The organism is Lysinibacillus sp. JK80 (assembly GCF_027557635.1).
Taxonomy (GTDB): Bacteria; Bacillota; Bacilli; order Bacillales_A; family Planococcaceae; genus Lysinibacillus; species Lysinibacillus capsici.
In genome coordinates, this window is record NZ_CP058997.1 from 613,941 (window position 1) to 640,838 (window position 26,898).

Consider the following 26,898-nt stretch of genomic DNA (forward strand, 5'->3'; position numbering starts at 1 on the left):
ATAGTTACATTTCGTATGTTAATCAATCTTATTATCTTACTCTTTTTGGAGGCTATGCAAATAATGAGAGTCTAACAACAATTAATGCAAAAGAAACAGGCAGTGCACCAGCTGAGGCTATATTAAAATGGACATTCGTAGCTTGGAATGGTGGTGCAAGTACTACAGGTTGGTTAAAATTACACATTCAAAATAGTAGAGTTACAACACCAAACTTCTTGTAAACAAAAATTTATTTGTAATAAGAACAATAAAAAATGATACGAAGATAGACTTCGTATCATTTTTTATTAAGACAACAGGAGTTGCTTTAACTAATTTATTAGTCAACTTCTTTTAACATTTTTTCTATAATAACTAATCGTTCATTTAATTCATCTAATCTTTTGTTTAACAAGACTGAATTTTCTTTTTCAAAGGCTAATCGTTCTTCATTTTGTTTTTCAAATCTTTTAGCTATCTTTGAAAGGATAAGCCAAGCTAGTAAAGCAATTATAACTATCGGTACTAATTGTATTAAGAAATCCATCATTAAACTATTAATTAAAATATTTGTTGAACTCATAATCTTACTCCTTTAAATAATTTTTCTTTTTAATTGTTAAAGATGAAATAAGTGAATTAATCAGTTCTGAATTGATTTTCAATTCAAATGGATTTAACATATAAAATTTTGCTGCTTTACCGGTTTCTAAAATTTCCATTTCACTTGTAATAAGTTTCGCCTCCTCTAATTTTTGAAGATGCAAGTAAAGCAAAGGTCTGCTAATTCCAATTTCTCTTGCTAACTGACTAACATATTGTTTTCCTTGATATAACACACTTATTATCTTTAATCGATGGGGATTTGAAAGAGCCTCAAGAACTAAAAGCAAATCATTTCCGGAATTTAAATGTTTCATATGTAAGTATTTTATTACACATTTACTTAAATGTATATAGGTTTACACAAAAAAATACAAATGGAAAAATTATTATTAATTCACTAAAACAAAGCCCAGGCGCTCAATTGAAAGTGAGTACCTGGGCTTTTTTGGTTTAACTTAAATATTAATTATTTTTTATTAGGCATAGATAACAGTATACCTATAGAACTTTCTGTAGTTGTAAGCTTAATTTCAGCATCATCTTTTGTATATACCCTTAATGTGTCCCCGTCTTCAAATGTTTCACTGTCGACCTCTTTCCAGCCTTTTAACATAATTAAAAGCTTATAGTCAAACGGAATCCCATTCGTAACTTTTGGCCAATCCAAATATAGCGAGTTAGATATATTTGATTCAATATCTATAAGCTCATCTTCCCCAATTACTTCAGCATTTTTAGGTACTGGAAACCCATTTACTATGACTCCTTCTTCATATTTTGAATCTAGCAAAAAGTAAGATATTCCTATAAGTGCTACTAGTACAATTGCAATTACTGCCACTATTTTTTTTATTTCACTCACTCCCTTACAATACCATTTTAGGAAAAATGAGATGTTTTGTATATAGAAATAAAAGTTGATAATCGAATATTGGAAGGGTATTTAAACTTATATGTAGAAATACCTGTAAAAAGGGTGTGGATTATGAATTACGATATAATTGTACCAGTTAAATTTCTATTCAAACGTAAGCCTGACAATGTACCAATTATAGGTTTATCAAGCTTGCATTTAACACACGAAGAACATGATGCACTAACAGATGATATGGCTCTAAAACTTTTAAGGCAACAGGGTTACAACGTAATCAGAATGATCCATAGAGATGAGAATATTATAGCTGTCAATTTCAAAGAAAGATTTTAAAGGTTATCAAATAAGATAGCCTTTTTTATTTCCAGAAATTTTATCTTGTCAAAATACAAACATATGTTCTATTATGTATACAAACAAGTGTTCTTGTATAAATTATAAATGAGGAACATTTCACGTATTAGGAGGAACTGCGATGAGAGAGCAACTGATTAAAGCTATGCAACGTAATCAATTAGTAAACATGATGTATGTATCTAAAAATGGGTCTGTAACAAAAAGGCGAGTTAAGGTTATAAAAATCGTTGGCGATTCATTTCAAGCATTCTGTTTCATGAGACAAACAAAGCGTACATTTTTAATCAGAAGTATACTCGCTGTTACTCCTGTTATTCGAAAAGAGCGTGATGTTGTATGAACTATGAGGGCATGCCAGACAAACCAATTATTTGCATTGATATGAAAAGCTTCTATGCCAGCTGTATCGCCATGTTAGAGGGGTTGGATATACTAAAGGACCCAATTGCAGTTGTCGGTAATTTTAGTCAACCAGGTAGTGTTGTGCTGGCTGCGTCTCCAGTCATGAAAGAACGATTCAAAATTAAGACTGGGAATCGTCGTTATGAAATTCCTAAGCATCCTGATATAAAATTGTTTGAACCTAAAATGGCTTTTTTTATTCAGATGTCGATGTCAATTACAAAGTTGATTTCTAACTATGTTCCTCCAGAGGCTATACATGTTTATAGTGTGGATGAAAGCTTTGTTGATTTAACAGGTACTGAAAAACTATGGGGTTCAGCAGAGGAAACCGCCAAAGAAATCCAGCGAGCGATACTTGATCAGTTTAATGTGCCAAGTGCTGTAGGCATGGGACCAAATATGCTAATGGCTAAATTAGCCTTAGACATTGATGCTAAAAAAACAGGCTTCGCTAAATGGACTTATGAGGATGTACCAACAAAATTGTGGCCTGTACGTCCCTTGTCAGAAATGTGGGGAATTGGCAAGCAAATGGAGGGCAATCTAAATAAGCTAGGCATTCAAACAGTTGGTGGATTAGCAAATGCTGATTTAGATGAACTAGAAAAACAGTTTGGCATAATGGGCAATCAATTATACCATCACGCTTGGGGCATCGATTTATCAAAATTGGGTGAGCCTTTAGTTAAAAATCCTTCTTTAAGTTTCGGTAAAGGTCAAATGTTGATGAGAGATTATCACACACGAAAAGAAATATCAGTAGTACTCCTTGAAATGTGCGAGGATGTGATGAAACGAGCTAGGGATGCTGGATTTGTTGGCCGCACCATTAGCTTAGGTTTATCGTACAGTCGTAATGCAATGACAAAAGGATTCCATCGTTCTAAAACAATTTCTACACCTACAAATGAAACACTTGAAATGTATAAGGTCTGTATTGAATTACTCGATGAGCATTTTGCAGGGGAGCCAGCTCGACAGCTTTCTGTCCGTATTTCCAACTTAGATCGTGAACATAGTATCCAATTAGATTTGTTTGATGATAGAAAGCCACAAAGACAGCTGATTGGCCCTACCATGGACGCCATTAGAAATAAATTTGGATCAACTGCAATATTACGTGCTGTGTCATTTACTGGAGCAGGGACAGCTATAAACCGTGATCGTTTAGTTGGCGGACATTTAGCATAGGAGTGATTTGATGATAAAAGACAGAGGTAATATTAAGTGGGCATCCATGATGATGCCTGAACATTTGGATGTTCTCAGGGAATACAAACAAGACACTACAATACAACGTCGAGACTTAAACGAATGGGAACTAGAAGAAATACAACAAACAATTGATCAAGCGTTTAGTCAGCATCTAGACATTAAATTAGAAGCATGGCAGGACAACAAAATCATACAATGGACTGGAACTATCAAAACAATTAATTTTAATACTAATGAACTCATACTTGATACACTACTTAAAACAAAACGAATTCCAATTCAAAACATACAGTCAGCTCAATTAGAAGCTGATTTTTATGATTAAACCTGATCAACGACAGTTGTTACACAAATACTTACTAATTGAACTAGCAGTGAAGTCCTTACAGATTGATTATCAAAAAACAGAACAATTTAAAATGAAAGTTGTATTTCTTCCGCTGATGGATGCCCTTTTAAAAGATTTACGCCAAGAATATTTTGAACTTAAAAGAAAACTTGCGCAACAAAAGATACGAGTTATAGGATGGACTAATGTAGATGAATATTTCAGTGATGTACAAATAGCAACTGCTGGTAATGATGTTGTGCTTCGATATGCCAACCAAGCACTAAAGACTCAAGTAGAAAAATTATTGATCAATCATATTAATGAGAAAATGAAATTGTAATTGCCATCAATCCCTTGATTTACATGTATTCTTGTCTTATCTAACATGAGATAATGTAGAGTAAGGAGGGATATACAATGTTATTTACTCCAATAAAACCTATGCTTTTACACATGGGAAATAATGAAGAAATAAATGATAATCCTGAATGGATTTACGATATAAAATGGGATGGTTGGCGGATTCTTTTACACAAGCAAGGAGAACGGATAGAGGCTTTTACTCGACATGGTAACAATGTGACAGCTAAGTTTCCTGAACTTCAAGAGGTTGGCCGTTCAATTCAGTCACATACAGCAATTATTGACTGTGAAGGTGTAGTTCTTCGAAATGGTGTATCTGTATTTGATGATTTTGCATTCAGGGGCAGACTTTCTAATACGAGTAAGATTCAGCAGGCTACTTTAACCCATCCAGCAACCTTTATTGCGTTTGATGTATTAGGGACCAATAAACCGCATACCAACAAGCCATTAGTGGAACGGAAAGAAATCCTTTTATCAATTATAGAACCTTCTAATAGTCTGCTTATCACACCTTCTGTAACGGGTAATGGTAACAATATCTTTCAGCTAACAAAAGACAAAGGCATGGAAGGTATTGTAGGAAAGCGAAGTAATTCAACATACAAAACTAAACATAGATCCCATGATTGGCTCAAATATAAGCATTTCAAAGTAATCGATACTGTTATCTTAGGTTATAAAGAAAATCCTTTTACAATGCTTGTAGGTAAACAATTAAGTAACGGTAAGTGTAAACCATTGGCAAATGTAGAATTTGGATTCAAGCCAGAGGAAAAAACTGCATTCAGGGAAATAGCTAAACAAATCGTTACCAAAGTAGAAAGAGATATGACATGGTTGGAACCTAGACTGTGCTGTAAAGTTCAGTATCTAGAGAAAACGAATACTGGGTCACTACGAATTGTATCCTTTAAAGGGTTCAATTTTGATAAAGTTCCAGAAGCAATAAACTGATAACCAGGCGCTCGAATGAGTACCTGGTTATTTTTGTAGGTGCTGTATTGTAACTGCTCGTGCACGTTTATTTAATTATTCAAAAAGTGGTACCCCACGGTACCCCAGATAGTACCCCATTTAAAAGTGTTTATATGAGTTTATATGGAATAAAAATTTATATTAGAAAAATCGATATTTATTTTAAATACCGAGAAAAGCAACGCTCTATTTTTCACCGTTCTAATTTCCTCAGAGCAAAAACCCCACCAAATCAACACTTTTGCGCTATAATGTAGGACGAGGTGAAGAAAATGTTTGTGAGTGAGAAACAGATTGAAATACGGTACGCAGAGACAGACCAAATGGGCGTGGTGTACCATGCAAACTATATTATTTGGATGGAAATTGGGCGTACCCAGCTTGTAAGTGATGCAGGCTTTGAGTATGCTGCCTTAGAAAAAGATGGCTATGTATCGCCAGTGATGGATTTATCGATTTCGTATAAAGCAGCCATGCATTATGGACAAGTGGCGACGGTGCGCACTTGGGTAGAAAAGCATGATCGTTTACGAACGACGTATGGCTATGAAATTTTACATGAGGATGGCACGGTAGCAGCCACAGCTCAATCCGTACATATTCTTGCGCATAAGGATATATTGCGACCGGTATCATTAAGTAAGATTGACCCAGCTTGGGATGCCAAATATAAAGAAATTGCCGTCGAGGCAAAATAGGAGAACAATAGATGGAAATGTTTATAGCTTTAGGCGCTATTTTGGCAGCTCTTGGTGTTGTTTTAGGTGCTTTTGGTGCACATGCACTCAAGGATAAGTTTGCCTCACCGCACTATGCAGCCATTTGGGAAACGGCTGTGCAATATCAGATGTATCATGCTTTAGGGATTCTAGCCCTTGGCATTCTATCCAATGAGGCATTTTTAGGAAGCTCTAGTTTGCTTTCTTGGGCAGGTTACTTAATGTTTACAGGGATTGTATTCTTCTCTGGTAGTCTATATGTGCTAGCTGTGACAGGTGTGAAAAAGCTAGGTGCGATTACGCCAATTGGTGGCATGTTATTTATTATTGCGTGGGTGCTTGTTATAATAGCTGCCTTATCCTAATACAGAAAAAGTAACGAGAACGTTTTGATGATTTATATCATTGGCGCTTCTCGTTTTTTTAGTTGATAGGAAGAAAATGAAACAATTTGTCTGATTTTGCGTATTACATAGTATGAAGAGATGTTAAAATAAGCTAAACATCAATGTGAAGGTGGGAATATTTATGGGTTTATTGAAAGCAGGCGTTGGGGCATTAACAGGTGTTTTAGAGGATCAATGGCGTGAATATTTTTATTGTGAGGCATTATCCTCAGATGTTCTAGTAACTAAGGGTATTAAACGCACTTCTAAACGAGGTTCAAATAAAGGAAATGACAACATTATTAGCAATGGCTCGATTATTGCCATCAATGAAGGGCAATGTATGATGATTGTTGAACAGGGGAAGGTTGTAGAGTTTTCTTCAGAAGCTGGGGAATATGTCTATGATACATCTACAGAGCCTTCGATTATGTACGGCTCAGATTTATCTCATGGCATTATGGAAACATTTAAACAGATAGGCAAGCGTTTTACATTTGGTGGAGAACCTGCTAAAGATCAGCGAGTTTATTATTTTAATAAAAAGGAGATTGTTGGCAATAAATATGGTACTCCGGCACCAATTCCGTTCCGTGTTATTGATCGTAATATCGGATTAGATATCGACATTGCCATTCGTTGTCATGGTGAGTATTCTTATAGAATCATTGATCCGTTATTATTCTATACAAATGTATGTGGAAATGTAGAGCGTGAATATACGCGAGAGGCCATTGATAGCCAGTTAAAATCAGAATTAATGACAGCGTTACAGCCAGCCTTTGCACAAATTTCAGCAAGTGGCGTTCGTTATAGTGAAATACCTGCGCATACGGTTGCGTTAGCAGACGCACTCAATAAGGTATTATCAGAAAAGTGGCTTGCTACACGTGGTTTAGCTGTTGTGTCATTTGGGATTAGTACCCTAAAGGCTTCTGAGGAAGACGAAGCCATGATAAAACAACTACAACGCAATGCGGTTATACGTGATCCAGGTATGGCTGCTGCCCATTTAACAGGCGCTCAGGCAGAAGCGATGATTGCAGCTGCTAACAATGATGGTGGCGCTATGGCAGGCTTTATGGGGATGAATATGGCTGCACAAGCAGGTGGAGTCAATGCTGGTCAACTTTATCAAATGAATGAGCAAAATAAGCAAGCACAAATGGCTCAGGCTGCGATGCAAAATCAATCAGCCAAAGCACCTGGTACATGGACATGTGCATGTGGTCATGACAACACAGGGAAATTCTGTTCAAATTGCGGTGCAGCAAAACCAGCGGAAGAGGGCTGGACATGTACATGTGGAGCGGTGAATAAAGGAAAGTTTTGTAGCGAGTGTGGCTCTAAAAAACCAGCTGGTGCTTTACTCTATGCATGCGATAAATGTGGGTGGGCACCAGAGGACCCTGCCAATCCGCCTAAATTCTGTCCAGAATGCGGCGATGTTTTTGATGAAAAGGATGTCAAGTAAGGAGATGATGACCTATGTCAACGCAAGAAGTTGAACATGTCAAACAAGTAAAGCTTGACTTTGATGCGGAATGTCCATCCTGTAGTGCATCAATTGAGTTTAATCCTGCTACAGGTAAGCTGACTTGTCCGTATTGTGGATTTGAATCTGAAATTGCAACCCCTGAGCAAGAAGAAGAAAAGGTTGCACAGGAAATGGACTTCTTAAAAGCAGAGGAACGTGGGAATTTCAATTGGGGCGTGGAGAAGAAAACAGTTATTTGTAAAGCTTGCGCGGCCGAGACAATTTATGATGCTCTGCAGGTCGCTGACAGTTGTCCTTACTGCGGCTCAAATCAGGTCATGGAAGCGAGCGCTGAAAATACGCTTGCTCCCAATGGCGTATGTGCTTTTGAAGTAACGGATAAGCAGGCAGGAGAACATTTTCAGAAATGGATCAAAGGTCGATGGTTTACACCAAAGGCTGCCAAAATAAGTGCAAAGCCTGATGCCTTTAAAGGGGTATACCTCCCGTATTGGACGTTTGATTCAAAAACAAGCTCCCGATACTCCGCAAGATATGGACGACATCGAACGGTTACGGATAAAGATGGTAAAACACATACTGAAACAGATTGGTATTCAACAAGTGGGTTTTATCAGGAATTTATAGACGATCATTTAGTGAGTGCCACAACACGCTATGATCGAGACATGATGCGAAAAATTGAACCATTTAATCTTCTTAATAATAAGGCCTATAAACCTCAATATGTAGCTGGATTTTTATCAGAGCGTTACAGTGTTGGTTTGCAGGATGGCTGGAGCCAAGCAAAAAGTGAAATCCATGATCATCTCCATGCGCAGATTACAGCCAAAATTCGTTGGGAAAATAGGGCGGATGTAGTATCCAATCTACGTTTTTCCACAAACCATGATGATATTACATACAAATATTTAATGTTACCGATTTGGTTATCTTCTTTCCGCTATAAGGAAAAGATTTACCGCTTTATGGTGAATGGACAAACGGGACGAGTTGGTGGAAATGCGCCTATTTCACCGCTTCGTGTAACAATTGCTGTTATTTTATCATTAGCAGTAATCGCTCTGATTTGGTATTTCTTTATGTCTGAATAATAATAAACAGTATGCCAGTAGGAGCCTCTTATTGTCCTTTTGGGATACTGTTTTTTTCATAAAATTGTCCTTAAATACTGGGTAAATGACTGAATTAATTGACTGGTATAGGATAATCATCATCCATTATCACGGCTGTCATTGCGTCAAGTTGCATAGATTAAAGGGAGAGTAAAATATCAGAACAGCCTTGGTTGGACAAAAGCATAACGTTGCAAGATGGTGTAACAAGCAACCTACTATGCAGGAAAGTCGTTAGAAATAATGCAATTATGGTGGTTAAAAATTAGGACGGATTTCCATTAATGATGAGAAGTGAAGTTGCGATTTTACTTTAAACAACTTATTATACAGTCAGAGAGCATTTTTTAAGCTAGTCATGATAAATGTAATGTTATTTTTGAATAACAATGAAAACGTTATTCATATTGGAGGTTTCGATGATGGACGCAATTGAAGTGTTAACAAATTTAGATCAAATACATGGGTATTATCAACCGATATTTAGCGCAGATGCGCATACGGTGATTGCCTACGAAATTTCCGGATATCTACAAATTCAAGGTCAGCAAATTAATTTAAAGGATTTTGTCAACAATGAAGATATTCCAGAAGAATATCGAATTGATATGGAACACAAAATTTTACATGCGGCATTAGCCAAAATTGATGAAATTGCACCAGAAATTGATATTTATATCCCAAGCAATCCAAATTTATTGATGCAAGATTTTGGTGAAAGTCATTTTAATATTATCCAACAATATATAGAGGAAAAAGATTTACAGCGTATCGTACTTGTCGTATCAGAGCATCGTTTTATAGGGGATATTAACAAATTACATCACGCCCTACGCTATTTTACGACGTTTGGGGTAAAAATTGCCGTTCAGGAAGTAGGAGCCGAAAGTCATTTAGAGCATATTGCGCTATTGGCACCACATATCTTAAAGGTCAATACACGTGATTTAAATTACGATTCTTGGTCCGCTCAATCGGACATGATTTCTGCCATTGGTAGCCTAGCTTATAAAATTGGAGCAAATCTATTATTTGAAGATATTGAAACGGTTTATCAGCTACAATTTGCTTGGAAAAATGGCGGTAGATTTTATCAAGGGCCATACCTAGCAAATCCAGCTATGACTTTTGTCGATAAGGATATATTAAAGGAACGTTTTAAAAAAGAATGCCAGCAATTTATTACTTCCGAAAAGAAAATGCTGGAGGCGCAATATTTGCAGCTGAAAAAATTAAGGGAGGAATTAGAGGCGATTGTTCACCGTGTGAAACCAACAAGCGACAATGTCTCCCATTTAGAGTACTTAGCTGAATTATTGGATAACTATTCCTTCCGTCTCTATATTTGTAATGAGGATGGGTTCCAGTTAACGCCTAACGTTATGCGAATTGATGGGAATTGGGAGCTACAGCCACGTGCCATCAATAAAATTTGGAGCTGGCGCCCTTATTTCCTTCAAACGATTATCAAAATGCGCAACGATCAAAGTGGGGAAATATCTGAATTGTATCGAGATATTGAAACAGGAGAAATTACAAGAACATTCTCCATTGCCATCAACGAGCATGAATATTTGTTTGTTGACCTTTCCTATGACTATCTTTATGAGAACAAAATCTTTAGATAAGAATGAATAAGTAGTTAGGGGTATAATCAGTGATTATACCCCGCTTTATTTGCAAGATTTTTGGATAAGTACATAAATTTTAAGTTGTGTTTAGGTAGTTGTAAAGCATAAAGGAGGGCTCTTAGTAATGAAGACAGCTATTATCTCAGACATTCATGGGAATATCGATGCATTACAAGCAGTACTACTAGATATTAGAAATCGTGGGATCGAGGATATTTATAATTTAGGTGATAGCTTATATGGACCTTTATTTCCGATCGAAACTTATGAATTATTAGTCAAAGAGAACATTCGAAATATCAGGGGGAATTGCGACAGAATCTTAATAGATCACAAGACAGACAATTCAACGGTACAATATGTTCAGGACTTATTGGAAGAAGAGCAGAGGGATTGGATTGCTAATTTACCATTCTCTTTACAAACGGAGGATTTTTTTTTGCCATGGTACGCCCACTAGTGATGAAAGTTATTTATTAGAGGAAGTGAGTTCAAAAGGTTCTACACTTAAGAAGACAGAAGATATTATAAAGTTGGTGAATGGGATTTCGCAGAATATTATTTTTTGTGCCCATACGCACATACCTAGAGTTGTCTATTTACCTAATGATAAGATCGTAATTAATCCAGGTAGTGTTGGATTGCCAGCGTTTGAAGACGAATTACCAACCTATCATAAAATGGAATCAGGCTCTCCTTATGCGAATTATACAATTATAACTAAAAAAGAAAACGATTGGATGATAGAGCAAATACTTATTCCATATAATCGAGATGCAGCTATCTTACAAAGTGAAAAAAATGGAAGAAAGGATTGGGTAAAAGCCTTACAAACAGGAAGAATTTAAAATTTACTGTTAGACATTATTCAGAAGGTCTTCTTGTGGCCTCAGGGAGATAAGATTGATGATAGTGTGAAAGGAATTAATTTAATTTTAGATGGAAGTAATGCCAGCATAGGTTGTTCAGAAAATGTTCATATTACCCTGATATACTATGAATGAACACGCATATTCACAAAAAAACTAGGTACCGCCAAAGAGGGGTACCTAGTTCTATTATGCAAAGGGACACTTGGGATGGAGTGACCCTAGTAACAATTTCGGAGGTGTAAGGCTAATTTAGCTTTACACTACTATATATATGTTGTGATTGCTATGGTTGAATAGTTAATTGCCTGAGAAATAATCGATGAAATGCAAAAGAGTTTGGGTATTTCATTGATTGTCTAGGATAGAAATGGTAAAGTGAACATAACTTTAGGGACAAGGAGGAGAATTCACATGAAAAAAGAGCTATTCGTTTTTTAAGCATGGGTATAGGGTTCTCCACAGCTGTTTTTTTCTAAAATCAACGAACAAGGGATAAGTCTGCCCTTTTTTAGAAAAAAAAACAATCCTAAAGGAGAAAAGAATATGAAAACAAACATAGTACGTAAAAATCCAATGCAGGTACCTAGCCCTGTTGGGAAGTATAGCCACATCACAATCATTCCGAAAGATGCAACAATGTATGCATTCTCTGGACAAATTGGGGTTGATCAAGATGATCAACTGCCTGCAGATTTAATTGAACAAACCACCAATACATTAGAAATATTGAAGCGCTTTTAGCAACTGAGGGATTGGATGCATCTCATGTGGTAAAGGTGAATATATGGGCGACAGAGGAGATTGATTGGCACCATTTCTATCAGCAATGGGAAGTAATGTTTGGTCATTCCTATCCCTCTATGACTATTGCTTATGTATCTGCATTAGGGCTACCAGATATAAAAATAGAGATTGAACTTTGGGCTGCTAAATAGCTTAAAAAACGACAATATCCATGTGGTATTGTCGTTTTTGTATACAGACTGAATTAACGTAACATCCTTTTTAATTGTTTCATTTCATAATTTAAATCGTCAATTTGCTTTTGTAGTTTGTCAATATCATTGCTATTACTTTCATTTTCCTTCAACTCATCTTCTAGCGCAAGACCAGCCGCAATGGTCGCTAGAGCGTCTCCAAGTGTTGTAATTGCCCCCGCAATGACAGCCAGCTTAGCTGCTTGACTCACGGATTCCAATCCCTCATTATTCCGATTACCTTTATTTTGCTTCATATAATCCTCCCTACAAAAAGGGTATTATTTGCATTGTATGCTTAGAATAAGAAACAGGTGAAGAATTTATGGGCATCAAATAGGTAACAAGGGAAAGTTGGATTTTATAAGGCGTTTTTTAGAAGTTTATGGTCTTTTCTAACATGATTCCAATGACATTCAGAGAATAAATAAATATTTTAACTCATATAAAAATGTGTTGTCAATAATAAATTTGTAATTTATTAAAAAATGTTATAATAGTATTACGATCATTTTTTATAAACGTATTTCGAATTCCGATGTCCTATTTTGCAGAAAGAATTTGGATACGTTTTTTTTATTTTTTAAACGGAAGAAAAATTCGAAATTGTTTAAAGAAGTTATTTAAAAGAATTTACTATCTAATAGTAACTTAATTTTTATTCCATAAGGAGGACTAGATGAATGAATCTAATTAATAAGAAAGTTACACACAAGCGTTTTGGCATAGGTAGTATAGTTAATCAAAATGATTCAAGTATTGAAATACATTTTGCATCAGAAAATAAAAGGTTTGTTTTTCCAGATGTATTTGGAAAGCACCTAACAATACATGATAAAAGTGATGCTAAGTTACTTGAGGAAATTATACAAAAAAAAGAAATTGAACGAAAAGAAGAAGAATCGCGGATGGAAGAGGCCAAAGAACTTCAACGGAAAGAACTCTTGCTTCGCTTGGAACACGAAAAACTTATGAGTAATCATAAACTTCATCCCTCATCACAGATGGTTTTTTGGTGTGATTCAGAGGAACAGAATAGTTCTGTTTCCGAGTGGAATGTTTTTTCAGGTATATTAAAGAGTGGTAATAACAAAGGAAAGCCAAACAAGCCGAGCCGCTTGCACCAAAATAGCGCTGTCCTTTTAACAGCAAGGGATTCCAGCCAGCCTGAAAGTGATAGACGCATCTTAGGTGTCTATATGGTGAATGAAAAATTCGTCGGCAAGCTGTGTGAAGATGGACATATTCCTGCTCATTCAAAATACAGAATTCAACTGACAGAACAGGAATCGGATCAGTTACTTTTCTGGCAATATTATATCAATGAAAAATTCCCCGAAAAAATGACATGGAAGACAGGGAAATATCGTTATTTCGAAAATTTATGGATGGCTCAAATTTTACTTGATATCATTTCGTTGAAAAGTGACCCAAAAGAACTGGAGTTGGCACAACAATTCTTTAAACATTTTTGTAAAATGAATCAGCTAACAGTTCAAGAAATTCCCAAACCTGATGGCGCATTAACCCGTATTTAGTACTGTTAACCAATTATCAAGATAAAGAGCTATACTTGCTTGCAAGAGAAAAATAATGGCAATGAATACAAGTCACGGGATTTTAAAATCCCGTGACTTGTATGTTTTTGTCCCAGTAACTTTATTAGCTTTTAATACCTATTCCACACAAAGTAACCCCAATGATTCACTTATTAGATGTAATAAAAGTAAAAAAACAGCGTTAACAATGGCTTAACGCTGTTTTTAAATTAGTCACTTTGGTGACTAAATAAAATGGGGATGTGTTTCTTGCTGAAGATATGAGCAAAGATGGAAAGCGAGTAGGGTACATTACCAATATATGATGTTTACCACCAAGCTGATAGGTGTTTATCCTTTACGATAAATAATCTTTCGTACTTTGTCGTAGGGGAGGAATTGTCCAATATGTCCCGATTCGCCATAGCCATTCCATAGGGCCAAAGCGGAAAAAGTATAGCCATAGCTTACTAAAGAGCAATTGGCAACCATAAATGCCTAGACAAATCCACAAAGATTCAAGATAGCGAAGTTGTCCAATTAAACCGAAAGCATGGCCAATTAAGAGAATGAGCGCTGTTTGCCCCAGGTAATTAGTCAAGGCCATGCGCCCATATGCTTTTAACGGTGCCAATAGTCGCTGGAACAAAGTGCTTTGTAATAATAGGATGATTGTTCCCATGTAAAAGGCAGAAGCGAATGGGCTAAACTGTAGTCCAATTAATGAAAATTGCTCAATATTTGTAATATGAGCCGCTAGCTGATCCTTGGGCAAATGCTGGATATTAACAAGAGGCTCAGGGACATACTGCCATTGATAAAACCAGCTAGCCATGCTTATAAAGCCCATTACAATCGTCACTAACATGATTTTATTTCGATGTAACGAGATATTTTCAAATAAATGATATTGACCAGCAGCTAGACCAAGCAAAATCAGTGGAAATGGCATTAAAATTTTTAGACCAAAATAGGCAGTGATGGCTAATAGGATGAATCCAAGGATGAGATTGATGTCTTTGCGCATTTTATAAAAGGTAAGGCTACAAAGCCAAAGATAGCATAGACAGTTAAGGCTTCACCTGGTTGGAAATAAAAATGCACTAGCCCCATAAACAGTAAAATCAAAAGTCTACGACTAAATAAGGCATAAGCTTTTTCGCCCCTTGCCTGTGCGCGTGAAATAAAGAGATAGAATCCTATTCCAAATAAAAATGAAAAAATGATAAAAAATTTACCCTCTACAAAAAGTGTTAGAAAGCGGCTATAGGCAATATCGTTTGCCAATTCAGGTGGTTCAATCCACATTAATGAGGGGATATTGACTAAAATAATGCCCAGTAAGGCGAACCCTCTTAAATAATCTAATGTATCAATTCGTTTATTACTGTTGGTCGGTTGCAACGTATATCTCCTCCTTCAAAACCAATTATAAGGAAGATCTTTTAAAAGTAGTAACGATGAATGTTACGTGAATCTGACAAAATTGTCATCTTATAGAGGCTCTTTTGGCTCAGGGTAAATCGCTAATAGCTCATATGCATGCTGACGTATAAGCTGAATTAGTGCGTACGGTTCTTTGACAATCGCATGTTGACCAAGGCGAAAGAAAAGGGAGCTATTAAAGTGGAGCTCATGTTGATCGATGATCGTATCGATATAGCCTGTTCCATCAATATGTCGAACAACCGCTTTTTCAAGATGGGGCTCACTTAAACATTGACGAACGCCCTCGCTTGATAATTCTACATATAACCGAATAGGCAGCTGTGGCTCATAGTCAGTTTCAAGCCATTGCTGCAAATTCATCGTCGTTTTATGGGTTGCTTCACTAATTTTTATCCCTTTAATTCGATCTACACGGAAGAGTAATATTCTTTCATTTGATAGCAGTAGCGCAGGCATATACCATAAGCCATCATGAGCGTACACGCCAATAGGCTGGATATGCTTAGAGGTGATACCAGACTTCGATTCATACTGGATATGCAATTGTGATTGGTTGATGATAGCCTCTAAAACGTCCGTTAAGAGTGGTGTTGTAATGGCTCTTTTAGGGTTCCAAAAGGCAATATAGGATTGCAGCGTATCCACCTTTTTCTTGGCTTCCTTCTGTAAGGATTCATACAGCTTTTGAGAGACAGACTTCATTTCAGTATTAAAGGGTAAATCACGATAATAGTGCAAAGACTGGAATGCAAAGAAAATGGCGACCGCCTCTTCCTCGGTAAATAATATCGGGGGGAGAATGGCATTTGATAGCACCGTATAGCCCCCATATCTTCCCTGTTCCGCATAAATGGGTAGCCCCATATCACTTAAATCCAAAAGGTAACGATGCACCGTTCGCACGGAAATATGGAAGGTGTCGGCAATTTCCTGCGCTGTAAATTTCTTTTTCTTACTGACAAATAGCAAAATATCAATTAATCGTTTAGCTTTGGTCATATTTTTTCACCTTTTTATTTAATCATGCCAATAGTTGTCATGTTTTATATTTAGTATAGAGATTGTACAAGAGATTTTCAAAAGAAGAGGAGCTGACGTAATGTCACGAGAAATACTGGTATTTATTGCAGGGAGTTTAGATGGATTTATTGCCAAGGAAAATGATGATCTACAGTGGCTAGAGGAAACAGAGGGAGAGGGTGATAATGGCTACGGTGATATGTATCAAACCATTGATACCGTCATTATGGGAAAACGGACATATGATTATATCCTAGAACATCTTAAACCGTTCCCTTATCCTGATAAAAAATGCTATGTGTTCTCAACAACTCAAGCTGGGGAAAATGAGCATGTGACGTTTATCCAGGAGGATGTCATCACATTTACTCAACGTTTAAAAGAGCAAGAAGGCACAAAGATTTGGATGGTAGGGGGAGGTAACCTTCTAGATGCTTTTTTACAGGAGCGGCTAATTGACGAATGGATTATTACGATTACACCCCATTTACTGGGCTCAGGGATACCCTTGTTTAAATCTCCCCGTCCGTTCGAAAACTTAAGGCTATTGGAAACAAAACGATATGGTCAAATGGTACAACTGCATTATGAGGTAAGGAAAGAGGCTTAAATCAAGCCTCTTCTTTATTGGATAAAGGAACGATAGATTTCTCCTAAGAGACCTTGCATTTGATGGACGCCTGTATCGGTGTTAGTCATGGCAACAAAGCCTTTGTCTAGGTGGGGGTAGGCCACTAGCATACATTGATAGCCAACGCCCCAGCCAAGCGAGGATATTTCAAGCTGCTCACCAGCACCATCAAGAAATACACCAAGGCCCATCCATTCTTTACAGCCCTGAGGACGAATTAGCTCATGGATTGAAGCTAAACCAAGTGTACCCTTTCCCTTTAAGGCCTGCATTACCTCTTGTAATAATTTTGCTAGATCTGACGGTGTTGTCCATAATCCACAAGCTGCATCATACGGGTAAATAGGGTATCTTTGTGCTGTTAGGGTGCCATCTTTCTGATGACCACTTGCTGTATTGGCAGTTGGGACTGCGGAAGAAAAAAAGCTATTTGTCATGGCTAGTGGTCGGAAAATCACGTCTGTCATGAGTGTTGAAAAACTTGAGCCTATTATATCCTCAATCAGCAATTGAACAATGCAAAAGCCAGCATCTGAATAGTGAAATTCTTGCCCGGCCTCAAAAGTACTATCGATTGGTATGGAACAATAAGGAGTGGTACCTTTTAATAAGTCGACCATCGAAGGCCTCTGCCATCGTGAATGTAAGGGAGAGAAGCTGCCTTTAGGGTCAATAATCCCGGCCTGATGACTTAACAAATGTCGTAATGTTACTTTTTTTTCCTGAGCGTAGCTATGCTCTGGCATCTTCCAAGATGTGAGCTTTTGATTAATATCCTCATCTAAATCTACTATACCTTGCTCGACCAGCTTCATCACTAAAATGCTTGTAACTAGTTTACTAATTGAACAGGCATTGAAGATGGTTTCGGTATTGATTCTGTTAGTTTCCCCGACCTCTAATAGACCAAAGCACTCTGCTTTCTGAAGCTCACCATCCTTTATAGAGGAAATGCTGAGGCCAGCTATTTGTTGTTGCGACATTTGCTCATGTATTGTCATGAATAAAGATCTCCTAGTTTTTCCTTTATTATACCATAATTAGGAACGAATGTTCTTGGAAAACTATCGTTATGTAAGTTGAAATCTATTGTATAATAAAGGAATTATTTCTACAAAGGTACATACAATGGAGGGGTTCTGTGACAAAAGCGTTTCCACAAAAAATACATATCATTGGGTCCGTTGGCAGTGGGAAAACAACATTGGCGAGGAAGTTATCTAAAACCTTGCAGATTCCTTATTATGAGCTTGATAATGTGGCATGGATGCGAAAGGAATCAGGGGATATTCTAAGAACAGATGAAGAAAAAAAGGAGCACTTACAAACCATTCTCCAAACGAACAGTTGGATTATAGAGGGGATCCATCAGGAGGAGTGGGTTGTTGATAGCTTCCAGCAAGCTGATTGCATTATCTTTCTCGATACGCCTTATAAAATTCGAGTCTTTCGTATAATAAAAAGATTTATGAAACAAAAAATGGGCTTGGAAAAAGCTCACTATCAACCTACTTTTTCGATCTTTTTTAAAATGTTTCGTTGGAATAAACGCTTTGAAAGGGTAGGAAAGCCTAAATTCTTTAAACAGCAACATGCTGTATTGGCTAAACTTTTAATGATTCAGCGCAAAAAGGATTTAGATTCCTATTTTCGACAATTCTAAAGCGTATCCCGATGTCAGGATACGCTTGTTCTTAAGCATTTTTCTTTGTACGTGTAGTCCGTTTTCTTGTAGCGGGCTTTTTTGTTTTTTCTAAAGAGGCCTGTAGAGCTGTCATTAAATCCGTGACATTTTCAGGAATTGGACGTTGTTTATCGCTTGTAGATATCGTATTTGTAGCTTTCTTTTCTTCAATTAGTTCTAATAAAGCATTGCGGTAATCATCTGTATATTTTTCAGGGTTGAATGTAGTTGTTAGTTGTTCCACTAACATGAGGGCTGTATCGAGCTCCTTTTGTACTACATCCTGTTCGCTTGGAATATTAGGGACATCGCCAATGCTCCTTACCTCATCTGGATAGTGAATTGTTTCCATCACAAGGGCATTTTGATAAACACGCACAATGGCAAGTTGCTCTTTAGAGCGGATAACGATTTTGGCAATGCCAATTTTCCCTGATTGTTCTAATGTTTTTCGTAACAATGAATAGGCTTTGGCTCCCGTCGAATCGGGTGATAAAAAATAGGTACGTTCAAAATAGATTGGATCGATTTCAGTTAATTGCACAAAATCAATAATTTCCACAGCCTTATCTTCATTTTCCTTACGCAAGTTTTCTAAGTCCTCTTGATCCAACACAACAAATTTATTTTTGGCATATTCATAAGCCTTCACGATATCCTCATCTGTTACCTCTTGGTTACAGCCCTCACAAACCTTTTTATAGCTAATCGGCGTATGGCAGTCTTTGTGAAGCTGACGCAATTTGACATCTTTATTTTCAGTTGCAGCATGTAGTTTCACAGGAATATTAACAAGTCCAAAGGAAATACTGCCTTTCCACACTGTATGCATTGTTGTCACCTCGTTTTTCTTACTATGATGTATTTTGAGGTTTTTTATGTATCTTAAAATGAAATCTTCAAACACTGAATATAAAAAGCAAAGTAGGTATAGCGGAATGAAACCAATGCTTTTATCCGAAACAAACGATATTCCTAGTGGAGATGAATGGCTATTTGAAACAAAATATGATGGTTTTCGCTGCTTATTAGTTTGGGATGAGGAGCCGAAGCTCATTAGCAGAAATGGACGACATTTAAATCACTTGTTTCCCGAAATTTTAGCTTTTTGTCAGCAAATATATGCATCCATCCAAACCTTTTTACCCCTAACCTTGGATGGAGAGTTAGTTTATTTACGCAATCATTTTAAAAGTGATTTTGCCGTTGTTCAGAAGAGGGGGAGAATGCAAAATCAAGACGTGATTCAGGAACATGCTCATTCATGTCCTTTTCACTATCTAGCATTTGATGTTTTAACCCTTAAAGGAGAATCTCTCCAAAACCACTATTTAAAAACGCGTAAGGAGCAATTGGGCAAGCTTGCGACGAAGTTCAAATGGCCAAGCGTAAACTATGAGAATCCAACGCCTATCCAAGTCATACATGGTAGTGAGGAACATGAGAGCTTATGGCAGTCCATCAAGCTTTACAATGGGGAAGGCATTGTTGCTAAGAAGAAAACAAGTAAATGGCTTGAAAACATACGATCAAATCACTGGTTAAAGATAAAAAATTGGCGTTATGTCACAGTCATTGTCACACAATATGACCATAGCAATAGTTATTTTCATGGTGCAGTTTTTGAGGACAATCAATTACGAGAAGTTGTTACGTTTAAGCATGGGATGACAGAGGAAGAGCATCAAACACTTGTCAAATTCTTTCAGACTAATGGACTGCGTAAAAAGGAGCTATGGGCACTTGAGCCTTCGATTTGTGTTGATATTGCCTGTATTGATTTTGATGGTAGTAAGCTTCGGGAACCTAGATTTCATGCCTTTCGATTAGAGATATCACCTAAGGAATGTCATTGGCTGCACATGCAACGTCAACTGTATCCTATCCCTGATTCAGTTGCTATCACACATCCAGACAAGCCTGTATGGCCGAATATGGGGATTACAAAGGATCAATACTTGTTCTATTTGCAAAATATTTCGTCCTATTTAATGCCTTTTCTAAAGGATCGTCCTCTAACGCTAATACGCTATCCACATGGTGTTCCAGGCGAAAGTTTTTATCAAAAAAGTAAACCAGAAAAAATGCCTAATTTTGTGGCAACAGCTGTGATGGATGATATTGATTATATCGTGTGTAATAACTTGGAAACGTTATTGTGGCTTGGAAATCAACTGGCATTAGAGCTCCACATTCCATTTCAAACACATCATTCTCCGTACCCGACAGAAATCGTTTTCGACTTAGATCCTCCCTCAGTACAAGATTTTTCATTAGCCGTTTCAGGGGCACTTGATTTAAAGAACATTATTGATTATTTTCAGCTCCAATCCTTTGTCAAAACATCAGGTGGAAAAGGTTTACAGCTGTATATTCCTTTACCCGCAAATACATTTACTTATGAAGAGGTACGTATATTTACAGAGTTTGTTTGTCGCTTTTTATGTGAGCAAAAGCCAAATCTATATACAATTGAGCGTTTAAAAAAGAATCGTCATGAAAAATTATATTTAGATTATGTGCAGCATGCAGAGGGCAAGACTATCATTGCCCCGTATTCTACTCGGGGCAATGAAATGGGTTTAGTAGCAACACCGCTTCTATGGGAGGAGGTCAATGAAAACCTAACACCAACACTTTTTACGATTCCCTTTGTCATGGAGCGCATGAAAAAAATGAGCAATCCCTTTCAATTATTTCGTGAAGTAGGGGAGCAACAAAATTTTCAAGCAGTTCTAGATCAATTAAAGGAATGAGGACACTTATGGAGATAGGAAAAGCTTGGACAGGGCATAAGCGCAGTGCGATGTAAAGCGAGCGGTTCACCTGAAAAAAGAGCGCCCTCCGATGTAAAAGGGCAGGTTTTACAAAAAGCTTGCTTTGACCAGTACTATAAGCGCTTCTAAAAAAGAGGTGTCCCTAATGTCATTGGGAACACCTCTTATTGCCGTTAAAGTGGAATCTGCGCATTTGCTTTTTCGAGATAATCCAGTATGCCCATTGCGGACACAATGGTATCGAATGGGATGGTTTGATAGACAGGATGATCGGACGGAATGCCGTTTTCCTGTAGATAGTTAAATAAAAGTTCCTTTAAGCGAGCATCTAAGTAGTGAACTTGTTCTTGGAACTGGCTGGATGCTGCTTGCGCTTTTCTACCTTCTTCTAAAAAGAGTGGTGTCCAATAGCGCACCTGACGATAGGCTTCAGCTGGATTTTTATAAGCCCCATAGTGACCGAAGTATAATTCATTTGCTTGTAGCTTTTCGTACAATTTTAAGGATTGTTCCATTGTTTCAGGGTTGTATTGATTTGGAGAGGTGGACGGAATGATTAAATCAATTACTTCCTCATCCATTTCGGGATAGCGAACACCTGTTGTATCTCCTACAAACAAGCCATTTGTTGCGGAATAAAGCATTGAAACATGATGCTTAGCATGCCCCTCAGTATGATAAAACGTTAAATGATGTTGACCTAATTGTAAACGCTGTTCGTGAAGAACTTCAATAATTCTTGCAGCGTCAATGGGTACAATTGGATCAAAAAGGCGGTCAAATTCAGCGCCATAAACCCCTTTAGCACTGCGGATAAGACGACTAGGATCAATCATGTGGGCTGCGCCTCGTGGATGAACCACTAATTTAGCATTGGGACAGCTTTGCAAAAATAACCCTGCTCCGCCTGCATGGTCTAAATGAATATGTGTCACGATGACATAGTCTATATCCTCTACGGAAATATTTAATTTCTGTAACCCTTCCATAATATAAGGTACGGATGGACTGGCTGAAGTTTCGATGAGAGCTATCTTTTCATCGATTAAAAGATAGGAGCTTGTTCGCTGCTCTCGACCTAAATCATGTGTATCGATACAGTAGAAATTTGATGCGATTTGTTGGACGCTAGTCAATTCAATTTCCCCCTTTTATTTCAAAAATAAGCTAATTCTGCTTATAAATGCAATATTTAGCTACAAAAAGTAGTTGTTATACTATATAATAATAGAAAATTAAACTGAATGTCTATTCATTTTTTTTAGGGGGATAGTAATGGAGCATAAAATTCGTTATGATACACGAAAAGTTCATCGTGTAAATTTGGCTATTATCTCAATTTTGGCCATTCTAATATGTGGACCTATGATTCTATCAAAGGGCATCCATTTTTTATTTATTGGGTTAGCTGTCATTGCTTTGGCGGTATGTAATTATTTTTTACCTATAAAAACGTATGTCAAAGGCTTTATTTTTGGCCTCATTCCATCAAGTGTTGTGTTTACCTTATTTTTGCTTGATAGCTTTTCATTAAATAAACATTATATTTTACTGTGCACAGTGGCCATCATTGCCCTATATTTTAAAAAAGAATTGATTGTATTCTTTGGGATTCTAACCAATTTTAGTTTTTTCATTTTATATATGGTCAACTCGTCATCATTGTTAGGCCCATTTGATGACACCATTGTCTTTGTGACACTTCTGGCAATTATGAATGGGGTCATTATTGCTTTTTATTTGCTGGCAAAATGGGGAAATGAATTGATTCAGCATGCAGAAATCCAGCAAAATGAAGTGCAAGCATCCTTCAATCAACTACAAAATACATTTCAGGAAATCGAAAAGAGCAGTCAGGCTTTGGACAAACATGTCACGCAATTCCAACAAACAATGCAAAGGATTTCTGGCTCTAGTAAGCAAATTTTAGTAGCGACAGAGGATATTTCTGCAAGTATTCAGCAGGAGGCATCCAGTTTGCAAATGATTCATGGCACAATGGGCGACTCGGTTCATTTTGTCAATAAAACATTGACGATTTCGAAGGATACGGTCGCTAAATCTACTGATCTACAACAAGAAGTATTAGCAGGGTGGGATAAAATGCAGGATGCAATGACTCAAATGAGCGTCATGGGTCATGCCATGGGCTCAACTGCGGAAACTGTCAACGAGCTGCAACACAGCCTGCAAACAGTGGATAGTCTTTTAAAGGGGATTACCCATATTGCAGAACAGACTAATTTATTGGCCTTAAATGCGGCGATAGAAGCAGCTAGAGCGGGAGAACATGGAAAAGGATTTGCTATTGTAGCAGATGAAGTGCGTAAGCTAGCAGAGGAAAGCGCTGCAATTACTGTCAGCATTACCAATGTCACAAAAACCTTGTTTGAAAAATCAACAGAGGCTCATCAACGCTCTGATGACGGTGAAAAGGCACTCCAGCATGGAGAACGGCTTTTACAGGATGTCAGTCATTTCTTTAATAGTTTAAAGGACTCTTTTACGGAAACGAATACAGATTTAACAAGAGGGATGCATGAATTAAGCAGTGCCATCTCACAATTCGAGGTAATCCAAAAGCAAATTGAAAAACTGAATCACATGACCGAGCAAAATGCGGCTTCTACTGGTGCTATTCTACATTCAGTGGAGGATGAAAATCAGCTTCTAGTAAGCATGACGGATACAACAAATCATATTCAGGCTTTAGGTAACACGTTAAAGGCATTAGTGATGGCAAAGGTATAATAGAACCATTGATATTGAAATAAATGGTAGGGTAAAATAAGAGTAGGATTAACCTTCCTAGATGGAGGGTATAGAGATAGTATTCATCGACATTGTTTTATCCATATCTGGTTGTGGTGATTGTTTTTGAGTTTGTATGAGCCTCAGCACAATAACTTAAATATGCATTTGTAGTGTGTTTGTTATGGTGATTGTCACCATTTATATATTAGCTGTAGATACATTCAGACCATAAATCTGTTGTATGACTTGAAAAGGAGGAGGGATTCCATGAACATTCGTAGTGTACAGAGTTCAGATTACTATACTTTATCTCCATTGATTAATGAGTGGTGGGGTGGTAGGAATATGTCAGACAAGCTGCCTAAATTATTTTTTGATCACTTTACAAATACAAGCCTTATTATGGAGAAGGATGGCGAAATTATCGGCTTCCTCATTGGCTTTTTATCGCAGTCCAAAACAAATGAAGCGTTCATCCATTTTGTTGGGGTCCATCCTGATTACAGAAAACAGAATATTGCAAAAAGATTATATGATGTATTCTTTCATGTGGTGAAGCAATACCATCGAAATATTGTGAAATGTGTCACGTCGCCTATTAATGAAGTATCCATCGCCTTCCATACGAATCTGGGTTTTAGAATGGAAAAAGGTGACAAAGTGATAGATAATATGTCCATTCATAGTAATTATGGTGGTGAAAATCAAGATCGTGTGTTGTTTTATAAAATTCTACCGTAATTTACTTTCGATAGTTGGCATATAGTCCCGAATAAGGGGGCTATACATGTTTATTAAAAGGTTATTTACGTTATGGTTTCTACTTTTAAGCATTGTTTGTGGTGCATTTTTCTTTTTGGCAAATGCACCTATTCAATATGCTGAAAAAACCAATGTTTCTATGCCACAGCCTAGTAATGATGAATTATTGCGTTATATTCAGCAATATCAATTTTTAATTAGTGAGATTTCCTATACATTGCGCAAAGAATCCTATAGCTTTCTATTAGATTATGGAATTTTACCTAATGGAAAAATAGAGCTCCTTGTGTCATTACCCGACAAGGTCGATCACAAGACAAAGCAACATATAGAAGAAACAATGCTGGACGTTATCAAAGCTAATGAATTAAACCCCATCTCTTTTCAAATAACGTTAAAGCAACTCTATGAGCCAGTAGAAGCGATCTCAACTCGGCTAAGTTATAATGATGTCATGGCCAATCTATTTGAGGTGATGTTTGCAGAAAATTTTGGCACTTTCAGCATTGACCATAGTATGACGTCTGAGGAAATTCAAGTAAGAATTAATTTAACTCAAGAGAAAAATCACAAGGCTAAAAAGAAGGCTCAACAGTTAGCGGAAGATACGATAAAGCAGCATCAATTTGATGTAGAAGCCTTTTCTATTGATGTTCAAAATACGATGAAAACTTTAGATTAAAAAATAATTCAGATTAGATGAAGAGGGGAATACATACTCTACATGTGACAAACTCTGTATCTTTTTCCTTTATAGGTGTGTGTCAAGGTATGATGGTCATTTTCAAAGAAGTGCAGTGTAAGGGTTTTGATTTCTAAAAACGGAGCGGACCATTATGGTGATGCTCTTTTTTTTATTAATAATCTCAATAACCATGGGGGTAAAAAGAAATGAATAAAACACAACATAAAATAGCAATCATTACGGGTGCAAGCCACCCTCAAGATATTGGAACAGCTATTTGTAGAAGATTGGCTATGGATGGTGTTAATGTTTTTTTCACACACTGGCATGCTGATCGTAAGTGGATAGGAGAATTCAAACAGGAAATTTTGAGTAAGGGTGTTTCATGTGAAGAATTGTCGATTGATTTATCAGATTCCCAAGCTCCAAAAACGATACTCCAAACGGTTTTCGAAAAACTAGGTGTACCTTCCATTTTAGTGAATAATGCTGCCCATTCAGCACAAGATGGTTATCTAGCATTAGATGCTCAAACATTAGACGAGCATTACGCGGTGAATATAAGGTCAACCCTACTACTTTGTGTGGAATTTGCACGTCTTTTTGAAAAAGCTAATTTAAACTCAGGGAGAATTATTAATATGACTTCTGGTCAAGATTTAGGTCCTATGATCGGAGAGCTAGCCTATGTGGCAACGAAAGGGGCAATTTCAGCCTTTACTAGATCATTAGCACAGGAGCTAGCACCGCTGGGCATTACCGTCAATGCTGTCAATCCAGGGCCAACAGATTCTACATGGATGAATGATGAGATTAGAAGTTATCTGTTACCCAAATTTCCAATGGGGCGGATTGGGACACCAGTGGATGTGGCCAAGGTGATTAGCTTTCTTGCTAGCGAGGAGGCTACATGGATAACTGGTCAAATAATCCACTCAGAGGGCGGATTTTTACGAGGATAATTGATTAAAAGCCTTGCTACAGTTGTGGCAAGGCTTTTCTACGTGCTTATATGTACGTAAAAAGGGTCACTCCCGAAATTGGGAATGACCAAGGTTTGTTAGGTGTGTTCGTTGGAGGAAAAAATCTTAAAGAACAGATACACTACTATTTTATTCGGTTAGTATAATAATTTCTAGGCTTTAAACCAGTGACAGCGTATCTTCCTAAGGGTTTTATTTTTTCCCATATCAACACTTTTATAGTCCTCCTACTTATGTATAGCAAGGCAAAAAGGTTGCTGTAGACCCACTCGATGTTGGGTTGTTATGATGATAATGTACGTAAGT

The 26,898-nt window shown here is 37.1% G+C and carries 27 protein-coding genes and 3 pseudogenes; 21 read left to right on the plus strand and 9 right to left on the minus strand.

All coding sequences use genetic code 11. From position 1 onward, the window contains the following. Positions 1-322: 322 nt before the first annotated feature. The 3 genes from HXV90_RS03195 to HXV90_RS03205 all read right to left on the minus strand — a co-directional run bounded on the left by HXV90_RS03195 (position 323) and on the right by HXV90_RS03205 (position 1,450). Positions 323-565: a hypothetical protein gene (locus HXV90_RS03195; RefSeq protein WP_269898368.1), complete on the minus strand. Its 243-nt coding sequence runs from the start codon at positions 563-565 to the stop codon at positions 323-325. Between the two features lie 4 nt (positions 566-569). Beyond that, on the minus strand, positions 570-902 hold the full coding sequence (locus tag HXV90_RS03200) for an ArsR/SmtB family transcription factor (protein ID WP_269898369.1): 333 nt from the start codon (positions 900-902) through the stop codon (positions 570-572). Positions 903-1,054: 152 nt separating this feature from the next. Further along, positions 1,055-1,450: a hypothetical protein gene (locus HXV90_RS03205; RefSeq protein ID WP_269898370.1), complete on the minus strand. Its 396-nt coding sequence runs from the start codon at positions 1,448-1,450 to the stop codon at positions 1,055-1,057. 123 nt (positions 1,451-1,573) lie between these two features. Here HXV90_RS03205 and HXV90_RS03210 point away from each other — a divergent pair, with 123 nt between their 5' ends. From HXV90_RS03210 to HXV90_RS03270, 13 genes and pseudogenes are all read left to right on the plus strand, one after another. Beyond that, positions 1,574-1,795: a hypothetical protein gene (locus tag HXV90_RS03210; protein WP_269898371.1), complete on the plus strand. Its 222-nt coding sequence runs from the start codon at positions 1,574-1,576 to the stop codon at positions 1,793-1,795. Between the two features lie 142 nt (positions 1,796-1,937). Further along, entirely contained in the window at positions 1,938-2,159 is a 222-nt protein-coding gene (locus HXV90_RS03215; protein ID WP_269898372.1) for a transcriptional regulator, read from the plus strand. Beyond that, positions 2,156-3,415, plus strand: coding sequence for a Y-family DNA polymerase (locus tag HXV90_RS03220; RefSeq protein ID WP_269898373.1), 1,260 nt, complete (start codon positions 2,156-2,158; stop codon positions 3,413-3,415). The genes HXV90_RS03215 and HXV90_RS03220 overlap by 4 nt, the downstream gene beginning before the upstream one ends. A gap of 10 nt (positions 3,416-3,425) precedes the next feature. Next, positions 3,426-3,764 (plus strand): YolD-like family protein, encoded by a 339-nt coding sequence (locus HXV90_RS03225; protein WP_269898374.1) that lies wholly within the window; start codon positions 3,426-3,428, stop codon positions 3,762-3,764. Beyond that, the gene (locus tag HXV90_RS03230; RefSeq protein ID WP_054550297.1) at positions 3,757-4,110 is read left to right on the plus strand and encodes a YhjD family protein; all 354 of its coding nucleotides are present in this window, start codon (positions 3,757-3,759) and stop codon (positions 4,108-4,110) included. Before HXV90_RS03225 ends, HXV90_RS03230 begins: the two co-directional genes overlap by 8 nt. A gap of 77 nt (positions 4,111-4,187) precedes the next feature. Continuing rightward, positions 4,188-5,090: an ATP-dependent DNA ligase gene (locus HXV90_RS03235; protein ID WP_269898375.1), complete on the plus strand. Its 903-nt coding sequence runs from the start codon at positions 4,188-4,190 to the stop codon at positions 5,088-5,090. 293 nt (positions 5,091-5,383) lie between these two features. Next, the gene (locus tag HXV90_RS03240; RefSeq protein ID WP_269898376.1) at positions 5,384-5,809 is read left to right on the plus strand and encodes an acyl-CoA thioesterase; all 426 of its coding nucleotides are present in this window, start codon (positions 5,384-5,386) and stop codon (positions 5,807-5,809) included. 11 nt (positions 5,810-5,820) lie between these two features. Continuing rightward, positions 5,821-6,195: a DUF423 domain-containing protein gene (locus HXV90_RS03245; RefSeq protein WP_048392583.1), complete on the plus strand. Its 375-nt coding sequence runs from the start codon at positions 5,821-5,823 to the stop codon at positions 6,193-6,195. A 163-nt stretch (positions 6,196-6,358) separates the two neighbouring features. Continuing rightward, the gene (locus tag HXV90_RS03250; RefSeq protein WP_269898377.1) at positions 6,359-7,690 is read left to right on the plus strand and encodes an SPFH domain-containing protein; all 1,332 of its coding nucleotides are present in this window, start codon (positions 6,359-6,361) and stop codon (positions 7,688-7,690) included. Positions 7,691-7,704: 14 nt separating this feature from the next. Next, positions 7,705-8,808: a TFIIB-type zinc ribbon-containing protein gene (locus HXV90_RS03255; protein WP_131520077.1), complete on the plus strand. Its 1,104-nt coding sequence runs from the start codon at positions 7,705-7,707 to the stop codon at positions 8,806-8,808. A gap of 443 nt (positions 8,809-9,251) precedes the next feature. Further along, entirely contained in the window at positions 9,252-10,457 is a 1,206-nt protein-coding gene (locus tag HXV90_RS03260) for an EAL-associated domain-containing protein (protein ID WP_333474125.1), read from the plus strand. 127 nt (positions 10,458-10,584) lie between these two features. After that, a pseudogene (locus HXV90_RS03265) lies at positions 10,585-11,308 on the plus strand (metallophosphoesterase family protein). 567 nt (positions 11,309-11,875) lie between these two features. Continuing rightward, positions 11,876-12,267 (plus strand): annotated as a pseudogene (locus HXV90_RS03270) (RidA family protein). A 53-nt stretch (positions 12,268-12,320) separates the two neighbouring features. Here HXV90_RS03270 and HXV90_RS03275 read toward each other — a convergent pair. Then, entirely contained in the window at positions 12,321-12,566 is a 246-nt protein-coding gene (locus HXV90_RS03275) for a hypothetical protein (RefSeq protein WP_036076404.1), read from the minus strand. 426 nt (positions 12,567-12,992) lie between these two features. Here HXV90_RS03275 and HXV90_RS03280 point away from each other — a divergent pair, with 426 nt between their 5' ends. Continuing rightward, positions 12,993-13,847, plus strand: a complete 855-nt coding sequence (locus HXV90_RS03280) for a malate synthase (RefSeq protein ID WP_269898379.1) — start codon at positions 12,993-12,995, stop codon at positions 13,845-13,847. Between the two features lie 358 nt (positions 13,848-14,205). Here the strand turns inward: HXV90_RS03280 and HXV90_RS03285 are convergent. Together HXV90_RS03285 and HXV90_RS03290 are read right to left on the minus strand one after the other, a co-directional pair. Beyond that, positions 14,206-15,251, minus strand: a pseudogene (locus HXV90_RS03285) (DUF418 domain-containing protein). Positions 15,252-15,341: 90 nt separating this feature from the next. Next, positions 15,342-16,295: a helix-turn-helix transcriptional regulator gene (locus HXV90_RS03290; RefSeq protein ID WP_269898380.1), complete on the minus strand. Its 954-nt coding sequence runs from the start codon at positions 16,293-16,295 to the stop codon at positions 15,342-15,344. Between the two features lie 100 nt (positions 16,296-16,395). Between HXV90_RS03290 and HXV90_RS03295 the strand changes: the two genes are divergently transcribed. Continuing rightward, positions 16,396-16,926: a dihydrofolate reductase family protein gene (locus HXV90_RS03295; protein WP_269898381.1), complete on the plus strand. Its 531-nt coding sequence runs from the start codon at positions 16,396-16,398 to the stop codon at positions 16,924-16,926. 14 nt (positions 16,927-16,940) lie between these two features. On the opposite strand, the gene HXV90_RS03300 is transcribed toward HXV90_RS03295, so the two are convergent. After that, entirely contained in the window at positions 16,941-17,948 is a 1,008-nt protein-coding gene (locus tag HXV90_RS03300; protein ID WP_269898382.1) for a serine hydrolase domain-containing protein, read from the minus strand. A 140-nt stretch (positions 17,949-18,088) separates the two neighbouring features. On the opposite strand from HXV90_RS03300, the gene HXV90_RS03305 reads away from it, so the two are divergent. Next, positions 18,089-18,610 (plus strand): AAA family ATPase, encoded by a 522-nt coding sequence (locus HXV90_RS03305; protein WP_257960850.1) that lies wholly within the window; start codon positions 18,089-18,091, stop codon positions 18,608-18,610. Positions 18,611-18,641: 31 nt separating this feature from the next. Here the strand turns inward: HXV90_RS03305 and ku are convergent, their stop codons facing one another. After that, complete coding sequence (gene ku, locus HXV90_RS03310; RefSeq protein WP_004225181.1) at positions 18,642-19,463, minus strand: non-homologous end joining protein Ku; 822 nt, start codon at positions 19,461-19,463, stop codon at positions 18,642-18,644. A gap of 106 nt (positions 19,464-19,569) precedes the next feature. On the opposite strand from ku, the gene HXV90_RS03315 reads away from it, so the two are divergent. Then, positions 19,570-21,387: a DNA ligase D gene (locus HXV90_RS03315; RefSeq protein ID WP_269898383.1), complete on the plus strand. Its 1,818-nt coding sequence runs from the start codon at positions 19,570-19,572 to the stop codon at positions 21,385-21,387. A 194-nt stretch (positions 21,388-21,581) separates the two neighbouring features. Here HXV90_RS03315 and HXV90_RS03320 read toward each other — a convergent pair whose 3' ends face one another. After that, positions 21,582-22,544 carry an MBL fold metallo-hydrolase gene (locus HXV90_RS03320; protein ID WP_269898384.1) on the minus strand — a complete coding sequence of 321 codons (963 nt, stop codon included), beginning with the start codon at positions 22,542-22,544 and terminating at the stop codon, positions 21,582-21,584. Between the two features lie 139 nt (positions 22,545-22,683). Between HXV90_RS03320 and HXV90_RS03325 the strand changes: the two genes are divergently transcribed. The 4 genes from HXV90_RS03325 to HXV90_RS03340 all read left to right on the plus strand — a co-directional run bounded on the left by HXV90_RS03325 (position 22,684) and on the right by HXV90_RS03340 (position 26,571). Next, positions 22,684-24,159, plus strand: a complete 1,476-nt coding sequence (locus HXV90_RS03325) for a methyl-accepting chemotaxis protein (RefSeq protein WP_269898385.1) — start codon at positions 22,684-22,686, stop codon at positions 24,157-24,159. 270 nt (positions 24,160-24,429) lie between these two features. Continuing rightward, the gene (locus tag HXV90_RS03330) at positions 24,430-24,903 is read left to right on the plus strand and encodes a GNAT family N-acetyltransferase (RefSeq protein WP_131520095.1); all 474 of its coding nucleotides are present in this window, start codon (positions 24,430-24,432) and stop codon (positions 24,901-24,903) included. Positions 24,904-24,949: 46 nt separating this feature from the next. Continuing rightward, positions 24,950-25,606 (plus strand): hypothetical protein, encoded by a 657-nt coding sequence (locus HXV90_RS03335; RefSeq protein WP_269898386.1) that lies wholly within the window; start codon positions 24,950-24,952, stop codon positions 25,604-25,606. A gap of 209 nt (positions 25,607-25,815) precedes the next feature. Then, the gene (locus HXV90_RS03340) at positions 25,816-26,571 is read left to right on the plus strand and encodes an SDR family oxidoreductase (protein ID WP_269898387.1); all 756 of its coding nucleotides are present in this window, start codon (positions 25,816-25,818) and stop codon (positions 26,569-26,571) included. Positions 26,572-26,898 lie beyond the last annotated feature (327 nt).

Excerpts from the sequence above, each read along its gene's own strand:
- HXV90_RS03215 (WP_269898372.1), top strand. The coding sequence starts at position 1,938 with ATGAGAGAGCAACTGATTAAAGCTATGCAACGTAATCAATTAGTAAAC.
- HXV90_RS03315 (WP_269898383.1), top strand. The coding sequence starts at position 19,570 with ATGAAACCAATGCTTTTATCCGAAACAAACGATATTCCTAGTGGAGAT.
- HXV90_RS03290 (WP_269898380.1), bottom strand. The coding sequence starts at position 16,295 with ATGACCAAAGCTAAACGATTAATTGATATTTTGCTATTTGTCAGTAAG.
- ku (WP_004225181.1), bottom strand. The coding sequence starts at position 19,463 with ATGCATACAGTGTGGAAAGGCAGTATTTCCTTTGGACTTGTTAATATT.
- HXV90_RS03340 (WP_269898387.1), top strand. The coding sequence starts at position 25,816 with ATGAATAAAACACAACATAAAATAGCAATCATTACGGGTGCAAGCCAC.
- HXV90_RS03280 (WP_269898379.1), top strand. The coding sequence starts at position 12,993 with ATGAATCTAATTAATAAGAAAGTTACACACAAGCGTTTTGGCATAGGT.
- HXV90_RS03250 (WP_269898377.1), top strand. The coding sequence starts at position 6,359 with ATGGGTTTATTGAAAGCAGGCGTTGGGGCATTAACAGGTGTTTTAGAG.
- HXV90_RS03225 (WP_269898374.1), top strand. The coding sequence starts at position 3,426 with ATGATAAAAGACAGAGGTAATATTAAGTGGGCATCCATGATGATGCCT.
- HXV90_RS03235 (WP_269898375.1), top strand. The coding sequence starts at position 4,188 with ATGTTATTTACTCCAATAAAACCTATGCTTTTACACATGGGAAATAAT.
- HXV90_RS03325 (WP_269898385.1), top strand. The coding sequence starts at position 22,684 with ATGGAGCATAAAATTCGTTATGATACACGAAAAGTTCATCGTGTAAAT.
- HXV90_RS03275 (WP_036076404.1), bottom strand. The coding sequence starts at position 12,566 with ATGAAGCAAAATAAAGGTAATCGGAATAATGAGGGATTGGAATCCGTG.
- HXV90_RS03220 (WP_269898373.1), top strand. The coding sequence starts at position 2,156 with ATGAACTATGAGGGCATGCCAGACAAACCAATTATTTGCATTGATATG.
- HXV90_RS03260 (WP_333474125.1), top strand. The coding sequence starts at position 9,252 with ATGGACGCAATTGAAGTGTTAACAAATTTAGATCAAATACATGGGTAT.
- HXV90_RS03230 (WP_054550297.1), top strand. The coding sequence starts at position 3,757 with ATGATTAAACCTGATCAACGACAGTTGTTACACAAATACTTACTAATT.
- HXV90_RS03255 (WP_131520077.1), top strand. The coding sequence starts at position 7,705 with ATGTCAACGCAAGAAGTTGAACATGTCAAACAAGTAAAGCTTGACTTT.
- HXV90_RS03240 (WP_269898376.1), top strand. The coding sequence starts at position 5,384 with ATGTTTGTGAGTGAGAAACAGATTGAAATACGGTACGCAGAGACAGAC.
- HXV90_RS03295 (WP_269898381.1), top strand. The coding sequence starts at position 16,396 with ATGTCACGAGAAATACTGGTATTTATTGCAGGGAGTTTAGATGGATTT.
- HXV90_RS03200 (WP_269898369.1), bottom strand. The coding sequence starts at position 902 with ATGAAACATTTAAATTCCGGAAATGATTTGCTTTTAGTTCTTGAGGCT.
- HXV90_RS03195 (WP_269898368.1), bottom strand. The coding sequence starts at position 565 with ATGAGTTCAACAAATATTTTAATTAATAGTTTAATGATGGATTTCTTA.
- HXV90_RS03330 (WP_131520095.1), top strand. The coding sequence starts at position 24,430 with ATGAACATTCGTAGTGTACAGAGTTCAGATTACTATACTTTATCTCCA.
- HXV90_RS03300 (WP_269898382.1), bottom strand. The coding sequence starts at position 17,948 with ATGACAATACATGAGCAAATGTCGCAACAACAAATAGCTGGCCTCAGC.
- HXV90_RS03210 (WP_269898371.1), top strand. The coding sequence starts at position 1,574 with ATGAATTACGATATAATTGTACCAGTTAAATTTCTATTCAAACGTAAG.
- HXV90_RS03335 (WP_269898386.1), top strand. The coding sequence starts at position 24,950 with ATGTTTATTAAAAGGTTATTTACGTTATGGTTTCTACTTTTAAGCATT.
- HXV90_RS03245 (WP_048392583.1), top strand. The coding sequence starts at position 5,821 with ATGGAAATGTTTATAGCTTTAGGCGCTATTTTGGCAGCTCTTGGTGTT.